Below are 15802 nucleotides of genomic sequence, written 5' to 3' on the forward strand. Positions count from 1 at the left end.
GCGGCTCAACCCGCCTGGACCGACTCATCCGGGCGACGCTCCAGGACCTGGTCGACCAGGCCGTAGGCCTGCGCTTCGACCGCACTCTTGAAGTTGTCGCGCTCGGTATCGCGAGCGATCGTTTCCAGCGACTGGCCGGTGTGGCGGGCCAGGATCTCATTCAGGCGCGAACGCAGCGTCAGGATCTCGCGCGCGTGGATGTCGATGTCCGTCGCCTGGCCCTGGTAACCCCCCAGCGGCTGGTGGATCATCACGCGCGAATTGGGCAGCGCATAGCGCTTGCCGGCTTCACCTGCGGCCAGCAGGAGGGCACCCATCGAGGCCGCCTGGCCGATGCAGGTGGTGCTCACATTCGGCTTGATGTACTGCATGGTGTCGTAGATCGCCATACCGGCGGTGACCACGCCACCCGGCGAGTTGATGTAGATGTTGATGTCCTTCTCCGGGTTCTCCGATTCCAGGAACAGCAACTGCGCCACCACCACGTTGGCCATGTGATCGTCGATCGGGCCCACGAGGAAGATCAGGCGCTCCTTCAACAGGCGCGAATAGATGTCGTAGGCACGCTCGCCGCGGCTGGTCTGCTCGACCACCATCGGAACCAGGTTCAGGGCTTTGGTTCGGTTGTCCATTACGTGAGGTACCTATCTTGGGGGGAAACAACCCCGCGCCGGCAGGGGCGCGGGGCATACGGTGATCCGCCCGGACTTACTGGCGGATCGCGTCCTGGAACGACAGCTTCTCTTCGGTGTGCTGGGCGCGCTCGGCGATCCAGTCGATCACCTGCTCTTCCATCACACGGTTCTGCAGACCAGACATCAGCTGGGGGTCGTTGCGGTACATCTCAATGACCTGCTCCGGCTCTTCGTAGGTCGAGGCGATCAGACGCAGCGTTTCGTTCAGGCGCTTGGGCTCCAGGCGCAGATCGTTGGTGCGCGCCACTTCGCCGACCAGCAGGCCGACCAGCACGCGCTTGGCGGCGGCGTCCTTGAAACCTTCGTGGGCATCGGCCGGGATCTCGCCCGGGTTGCGGCCGCTGCGGCGGATCTGCTCGACCTGCTGGGCCAGCATCGCGCGGGCTTCGTTCTCGACCAGGCGCGGCGGCATTTCCACCGAGGAATAGGCGGCGATCAGCTGCTCGCCCACTTCACGGCGCAGGCGGTTCATCAGCGCGCCCTTGAGCTCGCGCTCCAGGTTGGCGCGGATGTCGCTGCGGAACTGCTCGACATCACCGCCCTTCACGCCGAAGCTCTTGATGAAGGCCTCATCGACCGCCGGCACCACCGGCTCGGACACTTCGGCAACCTTGACGGTGACCTGCACGGTCTTGCCGGCCAGCACCGGCACGCGCCAGTCGGCCGGGAAATCGACGTCCAGCGTCTTTTCCTCGCCCTTGGCCAGGCCGACCAGGCCCTTTTCGATGGTCTCGAACATCATGCCCTGGCCGAGCACGATCGAACCCTTCTCGGTGCCTTCGGCCGGCAGGCGCTCTTCGCCGGCCTGCGACCAGGTTTCGACCGCGACCAGGTCGCCATCCTGCGCGCCACGCGCAACCGGTGCCCAGGTGCGGCGCTGGTTCTGCAGGTTCTCGATCATCTGGTCGATGTCGGCGTCGGTGATCTCGGCGGTGTGGCGCACCACGGTCAGCTTGCTGACGTCGATGTCACCGAAGTCCGGCACCACTTCCACGGTGGCCACGAAGGAGAACTCACCCTCGTCGCCCTTGTCGATGCGCGGGCTGCCGACGATGCGCAGATCGTGCTCACGCACGGCCGCGTCGAAGGTTTCGCGCAGCAGGCCGTCCAGCGCCTCGCCACGGACCTGCGCGCCGAAGCGCTGCTCGATCACCTTGGCCGGCACCTTGCCCGGGCGGAAACCCTTGATGCGGGTGGTACGGGCGATTTCGCCCAGGCGGCCGTTGATGTGGCTCTGCAGACGGTCTTCCGGCAGCGAGAAGCTCAGGCGGCGTTCCAGGTTGCCGATGGATTCGATCGAAGCTTGCATGTTGACTCCTGCCACCGGTGGCGCTCTGGCCTCCGGCTCGATGATGGATGAAACGGTTGTAAGGTGACGGCGTCCGGGACGCGCCTGCTTGCCGCAGCCCTTTAGTTTCGCCCAATTCGGCGTGCACTGCCAGCGCAGGCCGGGCAAGCGCCTCGGGAACGCCCGGCGGGGGGCGGAGGCAGGCCGGCACTGGTGCGAAAGGGGGGACTCGAACCCCCACGCCTTGCGGCACTGGAACCTAAATCCAGGGCGTCTACCAATTCCGCCACTTTCGCGTGGCCGGCACAGGCGGTCATTGTCGCAGGCGGGTGCACAAAGCGGAAGGCATGACAAACCTGAATACGCAGTCCAGGCGCCCACGCGCAGGCGCCAGCACGTGCGCGTAGACTCGTGCCGTTGCCGCCACCCGGTCTGCCCCGATGGAACGCACCCCACTCCGCACGCCCCTGCAGGCCCGGATGCCCGGCTGGTCCACACTCGTCTGGCTGCTCGGTCTTGCAGTCGCGCTGCACTTCCTGTGGGTCACCGCACAGCGCTACGGGCAGGTCAGCGCCGAGGCCTATGGCATGTTCTGGGAGCGTCGCAACTGGCTGTGGCTGCATGTCGCCGGCGGCAGCCTGGCCATGCTGGCCGGCGCCACGCAGTTCATCGGTCCCCTGCGGCGACACCGTCCCCGGCTGCATCGCTGGCTGGGACGGATCTACCTGGCCGGCATCCTGCTGGGGAGCGCCGCTGTCGCCGGCCTGATCGCCACCACCCAGGGCTGGCTGGCACTGAAAATGGCGTTCGCTGCGACCGGCCTGGCGTGGTTGGTCACATCATTCTGCGGCTATCGCAGCATCCGGCGTGGCGACGTCGAGCAGCACCGGCGATGGATGCTGCGCAGCTACCTGGTGACGCTGTCACCCGCGGTGTTCCGCCTGTCGCTGCTGGTGCCTGCGCTCATGCAGCTGGCATCGCCCCTGGTGATGGTGCCGAGCCTGCTGGTGCTGAGCTGGGCCCTGCCGTTGCTGGTGCATGAAGCAGGAAGACGCCTGGTGTCCATCGGCACACTCGCAGAGCCGTCCGGCAGCCGCTGAACACCCAAGAAAAAAGCCACCTGGAGGACCAAGTGGCTTTCGTCTGGTGGGCTGTCAAGGATTCGAACCTTGGACCTATTGATTAAGAGTCAACTGCTCTACCAACTGAGCTAACAGCCCGAAATCGGGGCGCGAATTATGACCTGATGCGCACACGGGGTGCAAGCTTTTTTTCAACATCGTTGATCGATGCATGCGTGCCACGACCCAAGGTGCTTCGCATGCCCTTTGCGCGGCCTGCAGGCAAGAAAAAAGCCACCTGGGGTACCAGGTGGCTTCTGTCTTGGTGGGCCGTCAAGGATTCGAACCTTGGACCTATTGATTAAGAGTCAACTGCTCTACCAACTGAGCTAACGGCCCGTGAAACTCAGACGCACATTATAGCGTGCATTCTGTTTATTGCAACACCGTGTCGGCTGTGCCGATGCGGTTGAATCAGTGGGGTGGCTGAGGGGATTCGAACCCCCGACCACCGGAATCACAATCCGGTACTCTAACCAACTGAGCTACAGCCACCACTGAAACATTCGCTTCATCGCCGATGCTGCCAGCGCTGGAGCTTTGAAGCCTTGCCTGGAGACCGTCACCGGAGTTCGGGCCGCCGAAGCGAGTCCGATATTCTGGTGGAGTCCTCACGCTTTTGCAAGCCTTTCTTCACATCCGCCGATGCGGTCCCGGTGCTTCGCCAATGGCGCGCCCGACAGGAATCGAACCTGTAACCGCCGGCTTAGAAGGCTGGCTGACTGTGCATTGTAGTCAATAGCTTAGATTGACTTCAATTCAGGAGCAGAGCGAGCGCAGCCCAGGACCTGCACCGGGTGCGCAAGGTGCCTGCGGGAAGCTTGGCATTCATCGACCACGCGGCTCATGAAGCCCGCCCGTCAACCGTGACTTTCGGGCATCTCCCGGGCGGGGCAACGTCATTGCCGGCTGCTTGCCTGGCCCCGGCGAGCTCATGCCCCCCCCCCCTCCCTTGTGTCCCAATCTCACGAGGGCGTGGAGCCTGTGGCTCCTCCTCATGGGTCGACGGGCGAGAAGAAGGCACCCTCCCCGGTGACCAATACGTCTGCCCCAGGGCTTGAATAGCATGCCGGGCACCAGCCTCATGCTGGCAGCCATGCGCCAGCGGCGTCGGAATAGATGAGTCTGAGCACTGCACCTGGGGCCAAGTCTCGGTCAGCACCGATGGCGATTACCGCATTTGCTGCGACTCGGAGCAAAGCCACCGAGCCGCCGCTGTTGCGAATCACCAGCTCCTGGCCATCCATCGCACCGGCATCAATGGATGAGATCCTCGTTACTGCGGTGGCAACAGAGACGGTTGCCGAGAAATGCAGTGTCCGCCCCCCTCGACGCTCTAGCGAGAGGATCTTGTCTCCCGCCTGCGCGTAGGTCTGAGCGAAAACCGCGCGCGTGGTCCGCCGGAATCCTACGGTGTAGTCGACCCGAACGTTGGAACTCAGAGAGTTCGTGTAGCCCTGTGCCTGTGCCAGTGGCCGGTCGAGTTGCACGTCCCGGCAATCGAACACGATGTCGTTGTTCTGCTGCCCGTCCAACAGGTGGGTGAACTGACCGTGGACCTGCAGACCGTTCAGTTCGATCCGGCTCCCCGGGCCCATTTTGCACAAACGAAGGCCGGTACCACTCGCGCCACGAGCATCGACACTGCCTTGATCGACGTAGATCTGCCCACCCTCATCGGCCAGAAATGCGCAGGCAACGTTTGTGCCTCCCTGCTTTGTGACCATCGCGGGACGGCTAATACGCACGATGCCGCGCGTGGCGATGACATGGGGATAGATGCCACTGTTGTCCTGATTGGTGACCAGCGCGTCGACGTTAACTGTCGGGATCGTATGCTCGTTGGCAGACTGCCCCGTGATCTGGACAGCCGCTCGCCCCTGGGACTCCTTCAAGAAGAAGTGCGAAAGATTCTCAATCCGGTTGCCTTGGCAGGCCTCCGGATGGGCAACTCCTTGGAACACGTTGACTCCCGTGCCACCGTAGGAGACGCAGTTCTGAACCAAGCCGAAGCTCCCGCGCAGTTGGAAGTTCCTCTGCGACGAGTTCGGGCCATTGAAGGGTGCATACCCGTAGCATCCTATGAACTGAATGCCATGGCTGCTCCAGTGTGTGTCAAAAGCAGCGTTCTGGCACAGCCAACCCTTCGAGTTGACCACCGCAGAACCCTTGGTTCGACCATAGCGGTAGGTTCTCGTGTCGTTGGGCTGGGCAATCAGTGACCCATCCGTGTACACATGCCGGATCTGATGGCCAAACAGATTGCTATGCATGCCGAACTCGCATCCATACTCAACCACCCCGTAGGCATAGGCACCCGTTGTGAAATCGGTAGTGCCGTTCGAGGTGACGATGTCGTGTGTCCGGCCAAAGAGGCAGGAGACGAACTCGACTGTTTCAGACTTTGCCCGCATCGCACGAATGCCCGACACATCGGGCGCCATACACCCCTGCACGTAGACAATCGACGCGTTGCCCGGCTCGACATAGTCGGACCTGAAGTTCCTGATGTCGACCAGGACCGAAGCATTCATCCTTGCGGCGCGGATGTTCGATACGTACTTCTCAAAAAGATAGCTGTAGAGATTGATCCTGTTCGCGTCGATTCCGCCTACGGCGGTGTGCTCTCCAAGTCGCTCCAGATCAGCCGCCCGAGAGCCAGGAATGAAGTCGTCCGACATCACCTTGATGATGTCACCAACAGCGAATCCATCAGTGCTGTTTACCACCAGTGAGTGTGTCGGCGTGGCCCCACCGCCCTGCCCTTCGGTGTAGTCAACGACTGACATCTCGATCGCACTTACCGGTACCTGGGCACCGTAATTCGCAATCACACTGAAGGTTGGGAAGCTGCCACTCATTGCCGTCATCTGGCATTGCCGACCGTCAAACAGGCAGCTGGCATCGATCATCTCAACGGACTGAGAAAGCATGTAATTGGCCGCCGTATTGCCCAACACCTGGCGCCCAGTCGAGATAGCTGCAGTGATAGCTGCCCAGTCGATGCTCTGCGTCAGAGATGTGGCAAACGGATAGGTCGCCTGGGCCTCTTGCAGCGTCGAAAAGCGCTCCGACAAGAAGTGGGGTTGGCCATCGCCGATGGCACCAAAGTCTTCAGGAGAGGTCTGTTCGCAAGACTTTTGCCCCAGCGTCTGGAGCACCGCGCCCGGACCATCCTGGATGAATCCAAGCAAGGCAGCGCCATCGTCCGCTTTCAGAATGTTGCTACTCACACGCCGCCCCTCCCGACCGAATCTGTTGCCAGCACGATATGGGCGCTTTCATCAATGTAGGTCCCAGAAATCGACGGATAAGAGGGAAGGATCTTGTCGGCCATCACTGAATTCCATAAAGGGGTGAGTTCAACTGTCGATCACAGCGCTAGGGGTTATGGACGTGCCCAGGCGAACTGATCTGAGCAGCCTCACCACCAAGCGAAGATTCGTATGGCCGTTGGCCGGCCGGACCACCATGAACGATATCGCATTCATCGCGTGCACGAGGCCAGCTAGGGTATCGCGGCGCTACCGTTGCACTGGGCCGCAGCGCAGGGACTATCGACTGCGGGTTGGCCGCGACACTATCGATGCTCGGACGATCCGTGTACTCCGATCAGCGTCGCAGTTTTGGGCTCATCCTTGTGCCAGTGCCACATCTTGTCGTCTTGTCGTCTTGTCGTCGACATGAAGGCTGAGCGACGCCCACGCGGTCGCTGATGCGCGCGCGTCTCACGGACGCCGGAAGCCCTGCACGAACCGCGGTCCTGGATGCGGCTATCGCCGCCCTCGCCGCCCGCCAGCCGGCGGGACAGGAGCCGGTGGGACATGTTTATCAAGGAAGCTCCCGCATTCCGCAGGCGTGGCTATCGAAGGAACTGCCGGGCGGGACACTGCTCTACGCGGCCCCGCCCGCGCTGGCCGTGGACCTGGGACCGGGGATCAAGGCGATAGCCGCCGAGCGCGAGCGACAGCGCACTCGAATCACGTAACTAATTGATTCCAATGGCGCGCCCGACAGGAATCGAACCTGTAACCGCCGGCTTAGAAGGCCGGTGCTCTATCCAGTTGAGCTACGGGCGCCCGAACCGGAACGGCGTCCAATCCGACGTGGCGTGGGATTGGTCGGGGTAGAGGGATTCGAACCCCCGACATCCTGCTCCCAAAGCAGGCGCGCTACCAGACTGCGCTATACCCCGGTCTTGCAATCCCCTCGAGCCAGGCCCGGGGAGTTGGTCATTGTCGCCAAGCACGCGGCGAACTGTCAACGCAGCGATCTGTCCCGGGCGCGCGGTCACGGCAGTGCCAGTGGCCATCGGCTATGCTCGACATCGTCGGCCGGATGGCCTTCCTGATCCCTCATTCGCACGGAGAACGCGCATGCGCAGCGGCAACCCGGCTCTTTCCGAGTCGACTTTCCTCGACCTCGCCAACGGCTCGGTGGTGACCCGCCCCGACCAGGCGATGACCCTCAACGGCACCGTCAACAAGACCGGCATCCTGTTGCTGCTGACCGTGCTGACCGCAGCCTTCGCCTGGAACCAGACCGTGGCCTTCGGCCAGGTGCTGCCGGCCGCCAAGCTGTATGCCATGGGCGGCGCGATCGGCGGCCTGGTGCTGGCGCTGGTCACCGTGTTCAAGAAGCAATGGTCGCCGGTCACCGCACCGCTGTACGCGCTGGTGGAAGGCCTGTTCCTCGGCGCCATTTCCGCCGTGTTCGAGCTGCGGTTCCCGGGCATCGTATTCCAGGCCGTGCTGCTGACCTTCGGCACGCTGGCTGCCCTGCTGGTGGCCTACCGCACCGGCGTCATCAAGGCCACCGAGAATTTCAAGCTCGGCGTGGTCGCCGCCACCGGTGGCATCGCCCTGCTCTACCTGGCGTCGTTCGTGCTGTCGTTCTTCAACATCGAAGTCCCGCTGATCCACTCCTCCAGCGGCTGGGGCATCGCCTTCAGCCTGTTCGTGGTCGTGGTCGCCGCGCTGAACCTGGTGCTGGATTTCGATTTCATTGAGAGCGGTGTGGCCCAGCGCGCGCCCAAGTACATGGAGTGGTATGGCGCATTCGGCCTGATGGTGACCCTGGTCTGGCTGTACGTCGAGTTCCTCCGCCTGCTGTCAAAGATCCAGCAGCGCTGATTCCGGTCAGGCTGAAAACGACAAAGGGCGCCTCCGTGGCGCCCTTTCTGTTCCCCTCCCCCTTTCGACCCCGCCATGCCTGCCCTCTTCCACAGCTATCGCCCCGCTGACGGCCATCGACTGCCGCATGACCCGTTCAACGCCATCATCGGACCCCGCCCGATCGGCTGGATTTCCAGCTGCGCTGCCGACGGCGCGTTGAACCTGGCGCCCTACAGCTTCTTCAACGCCTTCAACTACACGCCGCCGATCATTGGTTTCTCCAGCCAGGGCCGCAAGGACTCGCTGCACAACATCGAAGCGACCGGCGAGTTCGTCTGGAACCTGGCCACTTTCGACCTGGCCGAAGCCATGAACGAGAGCTGCCGGGCGGTCGCGCCGGACGTCGACGAGTTCACGCTGGCCGGCTTGACGCCGTTGGCTTCCGGGCAGGTCAAGCCGCCGCGTGTTGCAGAAAGCCCGGTCAGCATGGAATGCCGCTGCACCCAGATCGTCCGCCTGTGCGACGCCGCCGGACTGGACACCAACGGCTGGCTGGTGCTCGGCGAGGTGGTCGCCGTCCATATCGAGGCACGACTGCTGGTCGATGGCATCTACGACACTGCAGCCGCCGGCCCGATCCTGCGCGGCGGTGGACCGGCCGACTATTTCCGCGTCAGTGCCGAGCAGCGTTTCCGCATGTTCCGGCCGGCCTGAATCTCAGCCGGCAACCGGGCGCGCCAACAGGGCCGGCAGCGACGAGGCGAGCAGCGCGATGCCCGACAGCGTCAGCAGGCTCAATACGATCTGGCGGAACCGCGCCTCGCTGATGCCGATGTAGACCCGCGCGCCCAGCAGCGCCGGAAGCAGCATGGCCGGGGCGACGACAGCGAAGTACGGCAGCATCTGCCGGGTGACCAGGCCACTGCCGACGTAGGTGGCCATGGTGACCGACAGCATCGCCAGGTTGAAGTTCTGGATGACCGCGCGCTGCTCCTCCTTGCCGAAACCACGCAGCGTGCTCCACAGCGTGGGCACGGGACCTGCGAAGCCGCCGATGCCGCTGAGCACGCCACCGGCCATGCCCGCCACGGTGTCGCCGATGCGCCCGCCCGTGGTGATCGGCGGCAGCGAACGGGCCATCAGCATCACCGGGCACCACAGTGCCAGGAAGCCTCCCAGCAAGGCCTTGAACCAGTCCATGTCCAGCTGCGGCAATACCATCACGCCCAGCGGAATGCCCGCCAGGCCACCGAAGACGAAGGGCAGCAGCAGACGCAGATTGAATCCGCGCCGCACGGTGAACACCGCCACCAGCTGACCCACCAGCGCGCCGAACACCGACAGCGTCGCCGCCAGGCGTGGCTCCAGCCCCCACGCCCAGAACGACATGGCGACCATTCCGAACGCAAAGCCGGACAGTCCCTGCACGAATCCCGCCACGATCGCTCCAAGTGCGACCAGCAGATACACCGAATCCATCATCACCTCGCTGCGACCCCGTGGCTACGCTGCCACGCCGGCCTGGGCAGCGTAGTGCGTGGCAAGGTACCCGACCAGCGCGCGCACGTTCGGTGCCGCCACACCACATGAGCTGCGCAGAGCATGCGCAGGCACCCAAACGCAACGGGGCGCCCGAAGGCGCCCCGCTGGAAATCCAGGCAAGGTCCAGCCACCGCTTACAGGCGCGTGGCGATGGCCTTGGCGAAGCTCATGGTGGTGCCGGTGCCGCCCAGGTCGCCGGTCAGCGAGTCCTTGGCTTCCATGGTCGCCACGATGGCCTTGCGCAGGCGCTCGGCATTCTGCGGCTGGCCGATGTGATCCAGCATCTGTGCCGCCGCCAGCAGCAGCGCGCAGGGATTGGCCTTGCCCTGGCCCGCGATGTCCGGCGCGGTGCCGTGCACCGCTTCGAAGATCGCCGCGTCCTTGCCGATGTTGGCACCCGGGGCCAGGCCCAGGCCGCCGACCAGGCCGGCGCAGAGATCGGAAATGATGTCGCCGAACAGGTTGGTGGTGACGATCACATCGAACTGTTCCGGGCGCATCACCAGCTGCATGCAGGTGTTGTCGACGATCATTTCCTGGAATTCGATGTCCGGATACTGGGCGGCCACTTCACGGGCAACGTTCAGGAACAGGCCCGAGGTCGACTTGATGATGTTGGCCTTGTGCACGGCGGTGACCTTCTTGCGGCCGACGCTGCGGGCCAGTTCGAAGGCGTAGCGCACGATGCGCTCCGAGCCCTTGCGGGTGATGCGGGTGCCGGAGAAGGCAGTCTCGCCGTCGGCCGACACTTCCTGGCCTTCGGCCAGGTAGGCGCCTTCGGTGTTCTCACGCACGGTGATCAGGTCGACGTTGTCGAAACGCGACTTGGTGTTCGGGAAGGTGTGGGCCGGACGCACGTTGGCGTACAGGTCGAAATGGCGGCGCAGGCTGACATTGATCGAGGTGAAGCCACCGCCGACCGGCGTGGTCAGCGGGCTCTTCAGGGCAACCTTGTTGCGCGCGATCGAGTCCAGGGTGACCGCCGGCATCAGGTCGCCGTGCTTCTCCAGCGCCGCCAGGCCGGCGTCGGCCTCTTCATACTCCAGGCCGGCATTGAGCTGGTCGAGCACGTACAGGGTGGCGTCCATGATCTCCGGGCCGATGCCGTCGCCGCGGATGACCGTAATTTTCTGCGTCATTGATCGATGTTCCGAACAGGGGGAAAAAACGCCGTCCGGACGTGCCCGGAAACGCCGGCGCAAAGGAAGTTTCACCGGCAATTATGCCTGAGCCGGGGCCGAGGTCCCAAATAGACCATGGTCCCAGTCCCCGGCTCAGGCAGAATTGCCCGCGTATTCCGGTAGCGCCGGGCCATGCCCGGCGTTACCCTCAGTGCTCGTGGGCTTCCGGGGCGGCGGCACCGCCTTCGAGCTGGTCGAGGAAATCGACCGCGCGGCGCAGGTGCGGGATCACGATCGAGCCGCCGACCACCAGGCCGACCGAGAAGGTCTCGAAGAACTCCTCGCGGGTCACCCCGGCCTCCTTGCACTGGGCCACGTGGTAGCTGATGCAGTCGTCGCAGCGCAGCACCATCGAGGCCACCAGCCCCAGCAGCTCCTTGGTCTTCACATCCAGCGCGCCGGCCTGGTAGGTCTGCGTATCCAGCGCGAAGAACCGGCGCACCACCTGGTTCGGCTCGCCCAGGATGCGCTCGTTCATGCGCTTGCGGAACGCGGTGAACTCGGCGATGCGGTCCTTGCTGCCGTCGTCGGCCGCGCTCATGCCTGGCCCTGCCCGGCCAGCAGCGGCTCAAGCTTGCCTTCACGGTGCAGCGCCATCATGTCGTCATAGCCACCGACATGGACGTCGCCGACGAAGATCTGCGGCACGCTGGTGCGGCGGGTCAGCGCCATCATCTTCTCGCGTTCGGCCGGGTCCAGGTCGATGCGGACCTCGGTCCACTGCTGGCCCTTGCTCTTGAGGAAGTTCTTGGCGGCCACGCAGTACGGGCAGACGGCAGTGGAATAGATGGTGATGGCGGGGGCACCGCCGGCGGTCTGGGCTGTCACGGGAAACTCCACGATGGATCGACGGTCTACATATGGTACCGGTGCGCTGGAATTTCCACGCCACCACCGCAACACTGTGGATTAACGAATGGTTGCCCCCTGCCCTGCCACGCTTGGCGCGCCCCGCCCGAGGACCTCCCGCTTGCGAGCCCTGCTGCTTTCGACCGCCGTCACCTTCGCCCTGGCCATGCCGCTGGCCCAGGCCCAGGAGAAGCTGCCCGACATCGGCTCCTCGGCCGGCGAGCTGCTGACCCCGGCCCGCCAGGCCGAGTACGGTGCGATGATGCTGCGCGAGCTGCGCAACTATGGCTACCTGCTGGACGATCCGCTGGTCAATGACTGGCTGCAGACCATGGGCACCCGCCTGGGGTCCAACAGCGACCAGCCGCGCCAGCCCTACACCTTCTTCGTGATGAAGGACCGCCAGATCAACGCCTTCGCGACCCTGGGCGGCTACATCGGGGTCAACGCCGGGCTGGTGCTGACGGCCGAACGCGAAGACGAGGTTGCCGCGGTGCTGTCACACGAAATCGCCCACGTCACCCAGCAGCACGTGCTGCGCGGGGTCGAGCGCGCCCAGCGCGACCAGATCCCGATCCTGCTGGGCATGCTGGCGGCGGTGGTGGCGGCACAGGCCAGCAACAGCACCTCGTCGGGCAATGCGACCATGGCCGCGATCAGCTCGGGCATGGGCCTGATGCAGCAGCGGCAGATCAACTACACCCGCTCCAACGAATCGGAAGCCGATCGGCTGGGCATACGCACCCTGTCACGCAGCGGTTACGACGTCGACGCGATGGCCGGCTTCTTCGAGCGGATGTCGACGGCCATGCGCGGCAACGAGGGCGGCTACAGCGTGCCGGAGTTCCTGCGCACGCACCCGGTCAACATCACGCGCATCAGCGAAGCGAAGGCCCGCGCCGAGCAGATGAAGAAGGACACGGTGCTGCTGACCACCACCACGCCCAGCGGCGAGCGCAGGGAACGGGTGGACCCGGCCGACCCGACCCTGTCCGAACCACTGCTGCGCGGCAGCAACCCGCTGCTGCCAAGCAGTGTGCTGCGGGTGCCGGTTGGCCAGCTCAGCCGGGGCCCCAGCGGCGACTTCGACTGGGCACGTGAACGGTTGCGGGTGCTCAGTGCCGACTCCACCGGCGAGGTGGAGCGCGAGTACGCCGACCTGGGCAAACGCCAGAAGAGTGGATTGAACGATGCCCAGCGCTACGGCCAGGCCCTGGCGGTGATGCGGGGGGGACGCAGCGGTGCCGGCGAGGCGCGGCAGACCCTGAACGGCCTGCTGCAGGCCCATCCGGACAGCCTGTGGGTAGCCCTGGCCCTGGCCGAGGCCGAATCGCGCTCGGGCCAGGCCACGCAGGCCAATGCCCGTTTCGAGCAGCTGCTGCGTGAGCATCCCAACAGTCGGCCCGTCGCGCTGACCTACGCCGAGATCCTCAACGAACAGGGCAACCGCGAGGCGGGGCAGCGCGCCCAGGCCATGCTGCGGCCGCTGCTGTCGCAAAGTGGTAACGATCCGGTGTTCCAGCAGCGCTACGCCCGTGCCAGCGAACTGGCCGGGGACAGCGTCCGTGCCAGCGAGGCCTACGCGGAGGCCGCCTTCCTCAGCGGCCGGCCGGAGCAGGCGCTGATGCAGCTGCAGGCACTCAAGCGCAATCCCGCGCTGGACTACGTGGGGCGGGCCCGGGTCGACGCGCGCATCGAATCGATCACCCCGACCGTACTGGAACTGCGCCGGCAGGGCGTGCAGGACCCCGACCTGGACCGCCGCTGAGCGCTGCATGACCGGTCCGTGGCAATCGGGAGCGGTTCCGGCCCGATGGTCACAAACATGTCATCAAACCGTAGTCTACTGGCACCCGTCCAGTAACCGAGCCCTACGGTGCCCTCGTGCAGAAACGTATCCTGATCGTCGATGACGAGCCCGCGATCCGCGAAATGGTCGCCTTCGCCCTGCGCAAGGGTGACTACGAGCCGGTCCACGCCGGTGATGCCCGCGAAGCCCAGACCGCGATCGCCGACCGTGTTCCCGACCTGATCCTGCTGGACTGGATGCTGCCCGGCACCAGCGGCCTGGACCTGGCGCGCCGCTGGCGCAAGGAGACGCTGACTCGCGAGGTGCCCATCATCATGCTGACCGCGCGTGGCGAGGAGAACGACCGTGTCGGCGGCCTGGAAGCCGGCGTCGACGATTACGTGGTCAAGCCGTTCTCGGCCCGGGAACTGCTGGCCCGCATCCGTGCGGTCATGCGCCGCGCCCGCGAAGACGACGAGGACGGCAGCGTGGCGGTCGGTCCGATCCGCATCGACGGTGCCGCGCATCGCGTGTTCGCCAACGAACAGCCGGTGCCGATCGGCCCGACCGAGTACCGCCTGCTGCACTTCTTCATGACCCACCCCGAGCGGGTGTACACCCGCGCCCAGCTGCTCGACCACGTGTGGGGCGGCAGCGTGTACGTGGAGGAGCGCACCATCGACGTGCACATCCGCCGCCTGCGCAAGACGCTGGAACCGTTCAATGCCGAGAACATGGTGCAGACCGTGCGCGGCGCGGGTTACCGCTTCTCGACCGCCACCTGAGTCCCGTCGTGCCGGCATCGCGCACCACGGGTGCCGGTGCCGGCAACTCTGCTATAACCCTTGGTTCATTCCAGTGAACCACCGCACCTCATCGACGAGACCGCAATGCCCCGCCACATCCGCTCTGCCTGGTTGAAGACGCTGGCTACCGTCGCCGCGGTACTGCTGTTCGCCGGACTGGTGGGATGGTTCACGGGCCATCTGTGGTTGTGCGTCGCACTGGGTGCGCTGGCGACGCTGGCCTGGCATTACTGGCGCTTGCGCAGCGTGCTGCGCCGGCTGACCGCGCGCCAGCGCTGGGATACCGCCGAAGGCACGGGCGTGTGGAATGAACTGGATCGCCTGCTGTACCGCAACCAGGTCGAAATGCGCGTACGCAAGCGGCGCCTGCTGGACATGCTGCGCAGCTACCGCGCCGCGGCCGCCGCGCTGCCCGACGCAGTGGTGGTGCTCGACCGCAACAGCCAGCGCGTGCAGTGGTTCAACGAAGCGGCCACCGCCCTGCTTGGCCTGCACCACCCGGGCGACCTGGGCGAGGCCCTTGTCGAGCGGTTGCAGCCGATGCCGCTGGCCCACTGGCTGGCCGGTGGTCGCAACGCCGAGCCGATCCTGGACGTGCCCTCGCCGGTCGATCCAGCGATCCGCCTCAACCTCCGTCTGATTCCGTATTCGTCGGACTACTGGCTGCTGATCGCCCGTGATGTCAGCAAGCTGCTGCGCCTGGAGCAGGTCCGCCGCGATTTCGTCGCCAATGTTTCACATGAGCTGCGCACCCCTCTCACCGTGGTGCACGGCTACCTGGACATGATGGATCCGGAGGATTTCCCCGGCACCGGCCCGATGCTTGAAGAGATGCGCAAGCAGAGCCAGCGCATGGCCCAGCTGGTGGAAGACCTGCTGACCCTGTCGCGGCTGGAGTCGCAGGAGCACACCGAGGAGGAAGTCGTGGCCATGCAGCCGATGCTGGCCACGCTGCGTCGCGAAGCCGAGGCCCACAGCCAGGGTCGCCACCAGATCAGCATCGAGGACCTTGCCGGCGTCGACCTGCAGGGCTCGACCAAGGAGCTGCACAGCGCCTTCTCCAATCTGGTCACCAATGCAGTGCGCTACACGCCGGCCAACGGCCGCATCAGCGTAGAGTTCCGTCGCGAAGGCGACGGCGCGGTGCTGGCCGTGCGCGATACCGGCTATGGCATCCCGGCAACCCACCTGCCGCGGCTGACCGAGCGCTTCTACCGCGTTTCCAGCAGCCGCTCGCGCGAGAGCGGCGGCACCGGCCTCGGCCTGTCCATCGTCAAGCACATCCTCGGCCTGCACCATGCGCGGCTGGAGATCGAAAGCGAGGTCGGCAAAGGATCGGTGTTCTCCTGTCATTTCGATGCCGACCACGTGCGCCCGCGCGAGTCCGCCCCCCTGACCTCCGTCGAAGAATGAAGCC

The 15802-nt window shown here is 64.9% G+C and carries 13 protein-coding genes and 6 tRNA genes; 6 read left to right on the forward strand and 13 right to left on the reverse strand.

From position 1 onward, the window contains the following. Positions 1 to 5 precede the first annotated feature (5 nt). The 3 genes from clpP to ACVOKU_RS05975 all read right to left on the reverse strand — a co-directional run bounded on the left by clpP (position 6) and on the right by ACVOKU_RS05975 (position 2279). Positions 6 to 632 (reverse strand): ATP-dependent Clp endopeptidase proteolytic subunit ClpP, encoded by a 627-nt coding sequence (clpP, locus tag ACVOKU_RS05965; RefSeq protein ID WP_053520351.1) that lies wholly within the window; start codon positions 630 to 632, stop codon positions 6 to 8. 76 nt (positions 633 to 708) lie between these two features. Then, a complete protein-coding gene (tig, locus tag ACVOKU_RS05970; RefSeq protein ID WP_053520350.1) occupies positions 709 to 2004 on the reverse strand; it encodes a trigger factor in 1296 nt (431 codons plus the stop codon). A 190-nt stretch (positions 2005 to 2194) separates the two neighbouring features. Then, positions 2195 to 2279, reverse strand: a tRNA-Leu gene (locus ACVOKU_RS05975). A gap of 144 nt (positions 2280 to 2423) precedes the next feature. Here ACVOKU_RS05975 and ACVOKU_RS05980 point away from each other — a divergent pair. After that, positions 2424 to 3083: a DUF2306 domain-containing protein gene (locus ACVOKU_RS05980; protein WP_081279789.1), complete on the forward strand. Its 660-nt coding sequence runs from the start codon at positions 2424 to 2426 to the stop codon at positions 3081 to 3083. A 44-nt stretch (positions 3084 to 3127) separates the two neighbouring features. Here the strand turns inward: ACVOKU_RS05980 and ACVOKU_RS05985 are convergent. The 6 genes from ACVOKU_RS05985 to ACVOKU_RS06010 all read right to left on the reverse strand — a co-directional run bounded on the left by ACVOKU_RS05985 (position 3128) and on the right by ACVOKU_RS06010 (position 7299). Beyond that, positions 3128 to 3203, reverse strand: a tRNA-Lys gene (locus tag ACVOKU_RS05985). A 164-nt stretch (positions 3204 to 3367) separates the two neighbouring features. Further along, positions 3368 to 3443, reverse strand: a tRNA-Lys gene (locus ACVOKU_RS05990). Between the two features lie 79 nt (positions 3444 to 3522). Then, a tRNA-His gene (locus tag ACVOKU_RS05995) sits at positions 3523 to 3599 on the reverse strand. A 587-nt stretch (positions 3600 to 4186) separates the two neighbouring features. Further along, on the reverse strand, positions 4187 to 6337 hold the full coding sequence (locus tag ACVOKU_RS06000; protein ID WP_481559381.1) for a hypothetical protein: 2151 nt from the start codon (positions 6335 to 6337) through the stop codon (positions 4187 to 4189). A 769-nt stretch (positions 6338 to 7106) separates the two neighbouring features. Beyond that, positions 7107 to 7183, reverse strand: a tRNA-Arg gene (locus tag ACVOKU_RS06005). A 39-nt stretch (positions 7184 to 7222) separates the two neighbouring features. After that, a tRNA-Pro gene (locus tag ACVOKU_RS06010) sits at positions 7223 to 7299 on the reverse strand. A 181-nt stretch (positions 7300 to 7480) separates the two neighbouring features. Between ACVOKU_RS06010 and ACVOKU_RS06015 the strand changes: the two genes are divergently transcribed. Continuing rightward, a complete protein-coding gene (locus ACVOKU_RS06015; protein ID WP_053520416.1) occupies positions 7481 to 8236 on the forward strand; it encodes a Bax inhibitor-1/YccA family protein in 756 nt (251 codons plus the stop codon). Between the two features lie 75 nt (positions 8237 to 8311). Further along, positions 8312 to 8932, forward strand: a complete 621-nt coding sequence (locus tag ACVOKU_RS06020; protein ID WP_481559382.1) for a flavin reductase family protein — start codon at positions 8312 to 8314, stop codon at positions 8930 to 8932. A gap of 3 nt (positions 8933 to 8935) precedes the next feature. Here the strand turns inward: ACVOKU_RS06020 and ACVOKU_RS06025 are convergent, their stop codons facing one another. The 4 genes from ACVOKU_RS06025 to grxC all read right to left on the reverse strand — a co-directional run bounded on the left by ACVOKU_RS06025 (position 8936) and on the right by grxC (position 11769). Continuing rightward, positions 8936 to 9697 (reverse strand): sulfite exporter TauE/SafE family protein, encoded by a 762-nt coding sequence (locus ACVOKU_RS06025; RefSeq protein WP_263178339.1) that lies wholly within the window; start codon positions 9695 to 9697, stop codon positions 8936 to 8938. A 197-nt stretch (positions 9698 to 9894) separates the two neighbouring features. After that, positions 9895 to 10899 (reverse strand): isocitrate dehydrogenase, encoded by a 1005-nt coding sequence (locus tag ACVOKU_RS06030; RefSeq protein ID WP_053520418.1) that lies wholly within the window; start codon positions 10897 to 10899, stop codon positions 9895 to 9897. A 190-nt stretch (positions 10900 to 11089) separates the two neighbouring features. Next, positions 11090 to 11482, reverse strand: coding sequence for a carboxymuconolactone decarboxylase family protein (locus ACVOKU_RS06035; RefSeq protein WP_053519434.1), 393 nt, complete (start codon positions 11480 to 11482; stop codon positions 11090 to 11092). Continuing rightward, positions 11479 to 11769, reverse strand: coding sequence for a glutaredoxin 3 (gene grxC / locus ACVOKU_RS06040; protein ID WP_004154541.1), 291 nt, complete (start codon positions 11767 to 11769; stop codon positions 11479 to 11481). Before grxC ends, ACVOKU_RS06035 begins: the two co-directional genes overlap by 4 nt. A gap of 142 nt (positions 11770 to 11911) precedes the next feature. On the opposite strand from grxC, the gene ACVOKU_RS06045 reads away from it, so the two are divergent. The 3 genes from ACVOKU_RS06045 (at position 11912) to phoR (ending at position 15798) form a co-directional block, all read left to right on the forward strand. After that, positions 11912 to 13558, forward strand: a complete 1647-nt coding sequence (locus tag ACVOKU_RS06045) for a M48 family metalloprotease (RefSeq protein ID WP_053519435.1) — start codon at positions 11912 to 11914, stop codon at positions 13556 to 13558. A gap of 116 nt (positions 13559 to 13674) precedes the next feature. Further along, the gene (gene phoB, locus ACVOKU_RS06050; RefSeq protein WP_053519436.1) at positions 13675 to 14364 is read left to right on the forward strand and encodes a phosphate regulon transcriptional regulator PhoB; all 690 of its coding nucleotides are present in this window, start codon (positions 13675 to 13677) and stop codon (positions 14362 to 14364) included. Positions 14365 to 14469: 105 nt separating this feature from the next. Then, positions 14470 to 15798, forward strand: coding sequence for a phosphate regulon sensor histidine kinase PhoR (gene phoR, locus ACVOKU_RS06055; RefSeq protein WP_481559383.1), 1329 nt, complete (start codon positions 14470 to 14472; stop codon positions 15796 to 15798). Positions 15799 to 15802: the final 4 nt, after the last annotated feature.

Source organism: Stenotrophomonas sp. STEN147, from assembly GCF_056757995.1.

Bases quoted from the DNA above. Each gene is read 5' to 3' on its own strand.
- clpP (WP_053520351.1), bottom strand. From the start codon at position 632: ATGGACAACCGAACCAAAGCCCTGAACCTGGTTCCGATGGTGGTCGAG.
- tig (WP_053520350.1), bottom strand. From the start codon at position 2,004: ATGCAAGCTTCGATCGAATCCATCGGCAACCTGGAACGCCGCCTGAGC.
- ACVOKU_RS05980 (WP_081279789.1), top strand. From the start codon at position 2,424: ATGGAACGCACCCCACTCCGCACGCCCCTGCAGGCCCGGATGCCCGGC.
- ACVOKU_RS06015 (WP_053520416.1), top strand. From the start codon at position 7,481: ATGCGCAGCGGCAACCCGGCTCTTTCCGAGTCGACTTTCCTCGACCTC.
- ACVOKU_RS06020 (WP_481559382.1), top strand. From the start codon at position 8,312: ATGCCTGCCCTCTTCCACAGCTATCGCCCCGCTGACGGCCATCGACTG.
- ACVOKU_RS06025 (WP_263178339.1), bottom strand. From the start codon at position 9,697: ATGGATTCGGTGTATCTGCTGGTCGCACTTGGAGCGATCGTGGCGGGA.
- ACVOKU_RS06030 (WP_053520418.1), bottom strand. From the start codon at position 10,899: ATGACGCAGAAAATTACGGTCATCCGCGGCGACGGCATCGGCCCGGAG.
- ACVOKU_RS06035 (WP_053519434.1), bottom strand. From the start codon at position 11,482: ATGAGCGCGGCCGACGACGGCAGCAAGGACCGCATCGCCGAGTTCACC.
- phoR (WP_481559383.1), top strand. From the start codon at position 14,470: ATGCCCCGCCACATCCGCTCTGCCTGGTTGAAGACGCTGGCTACCGTC.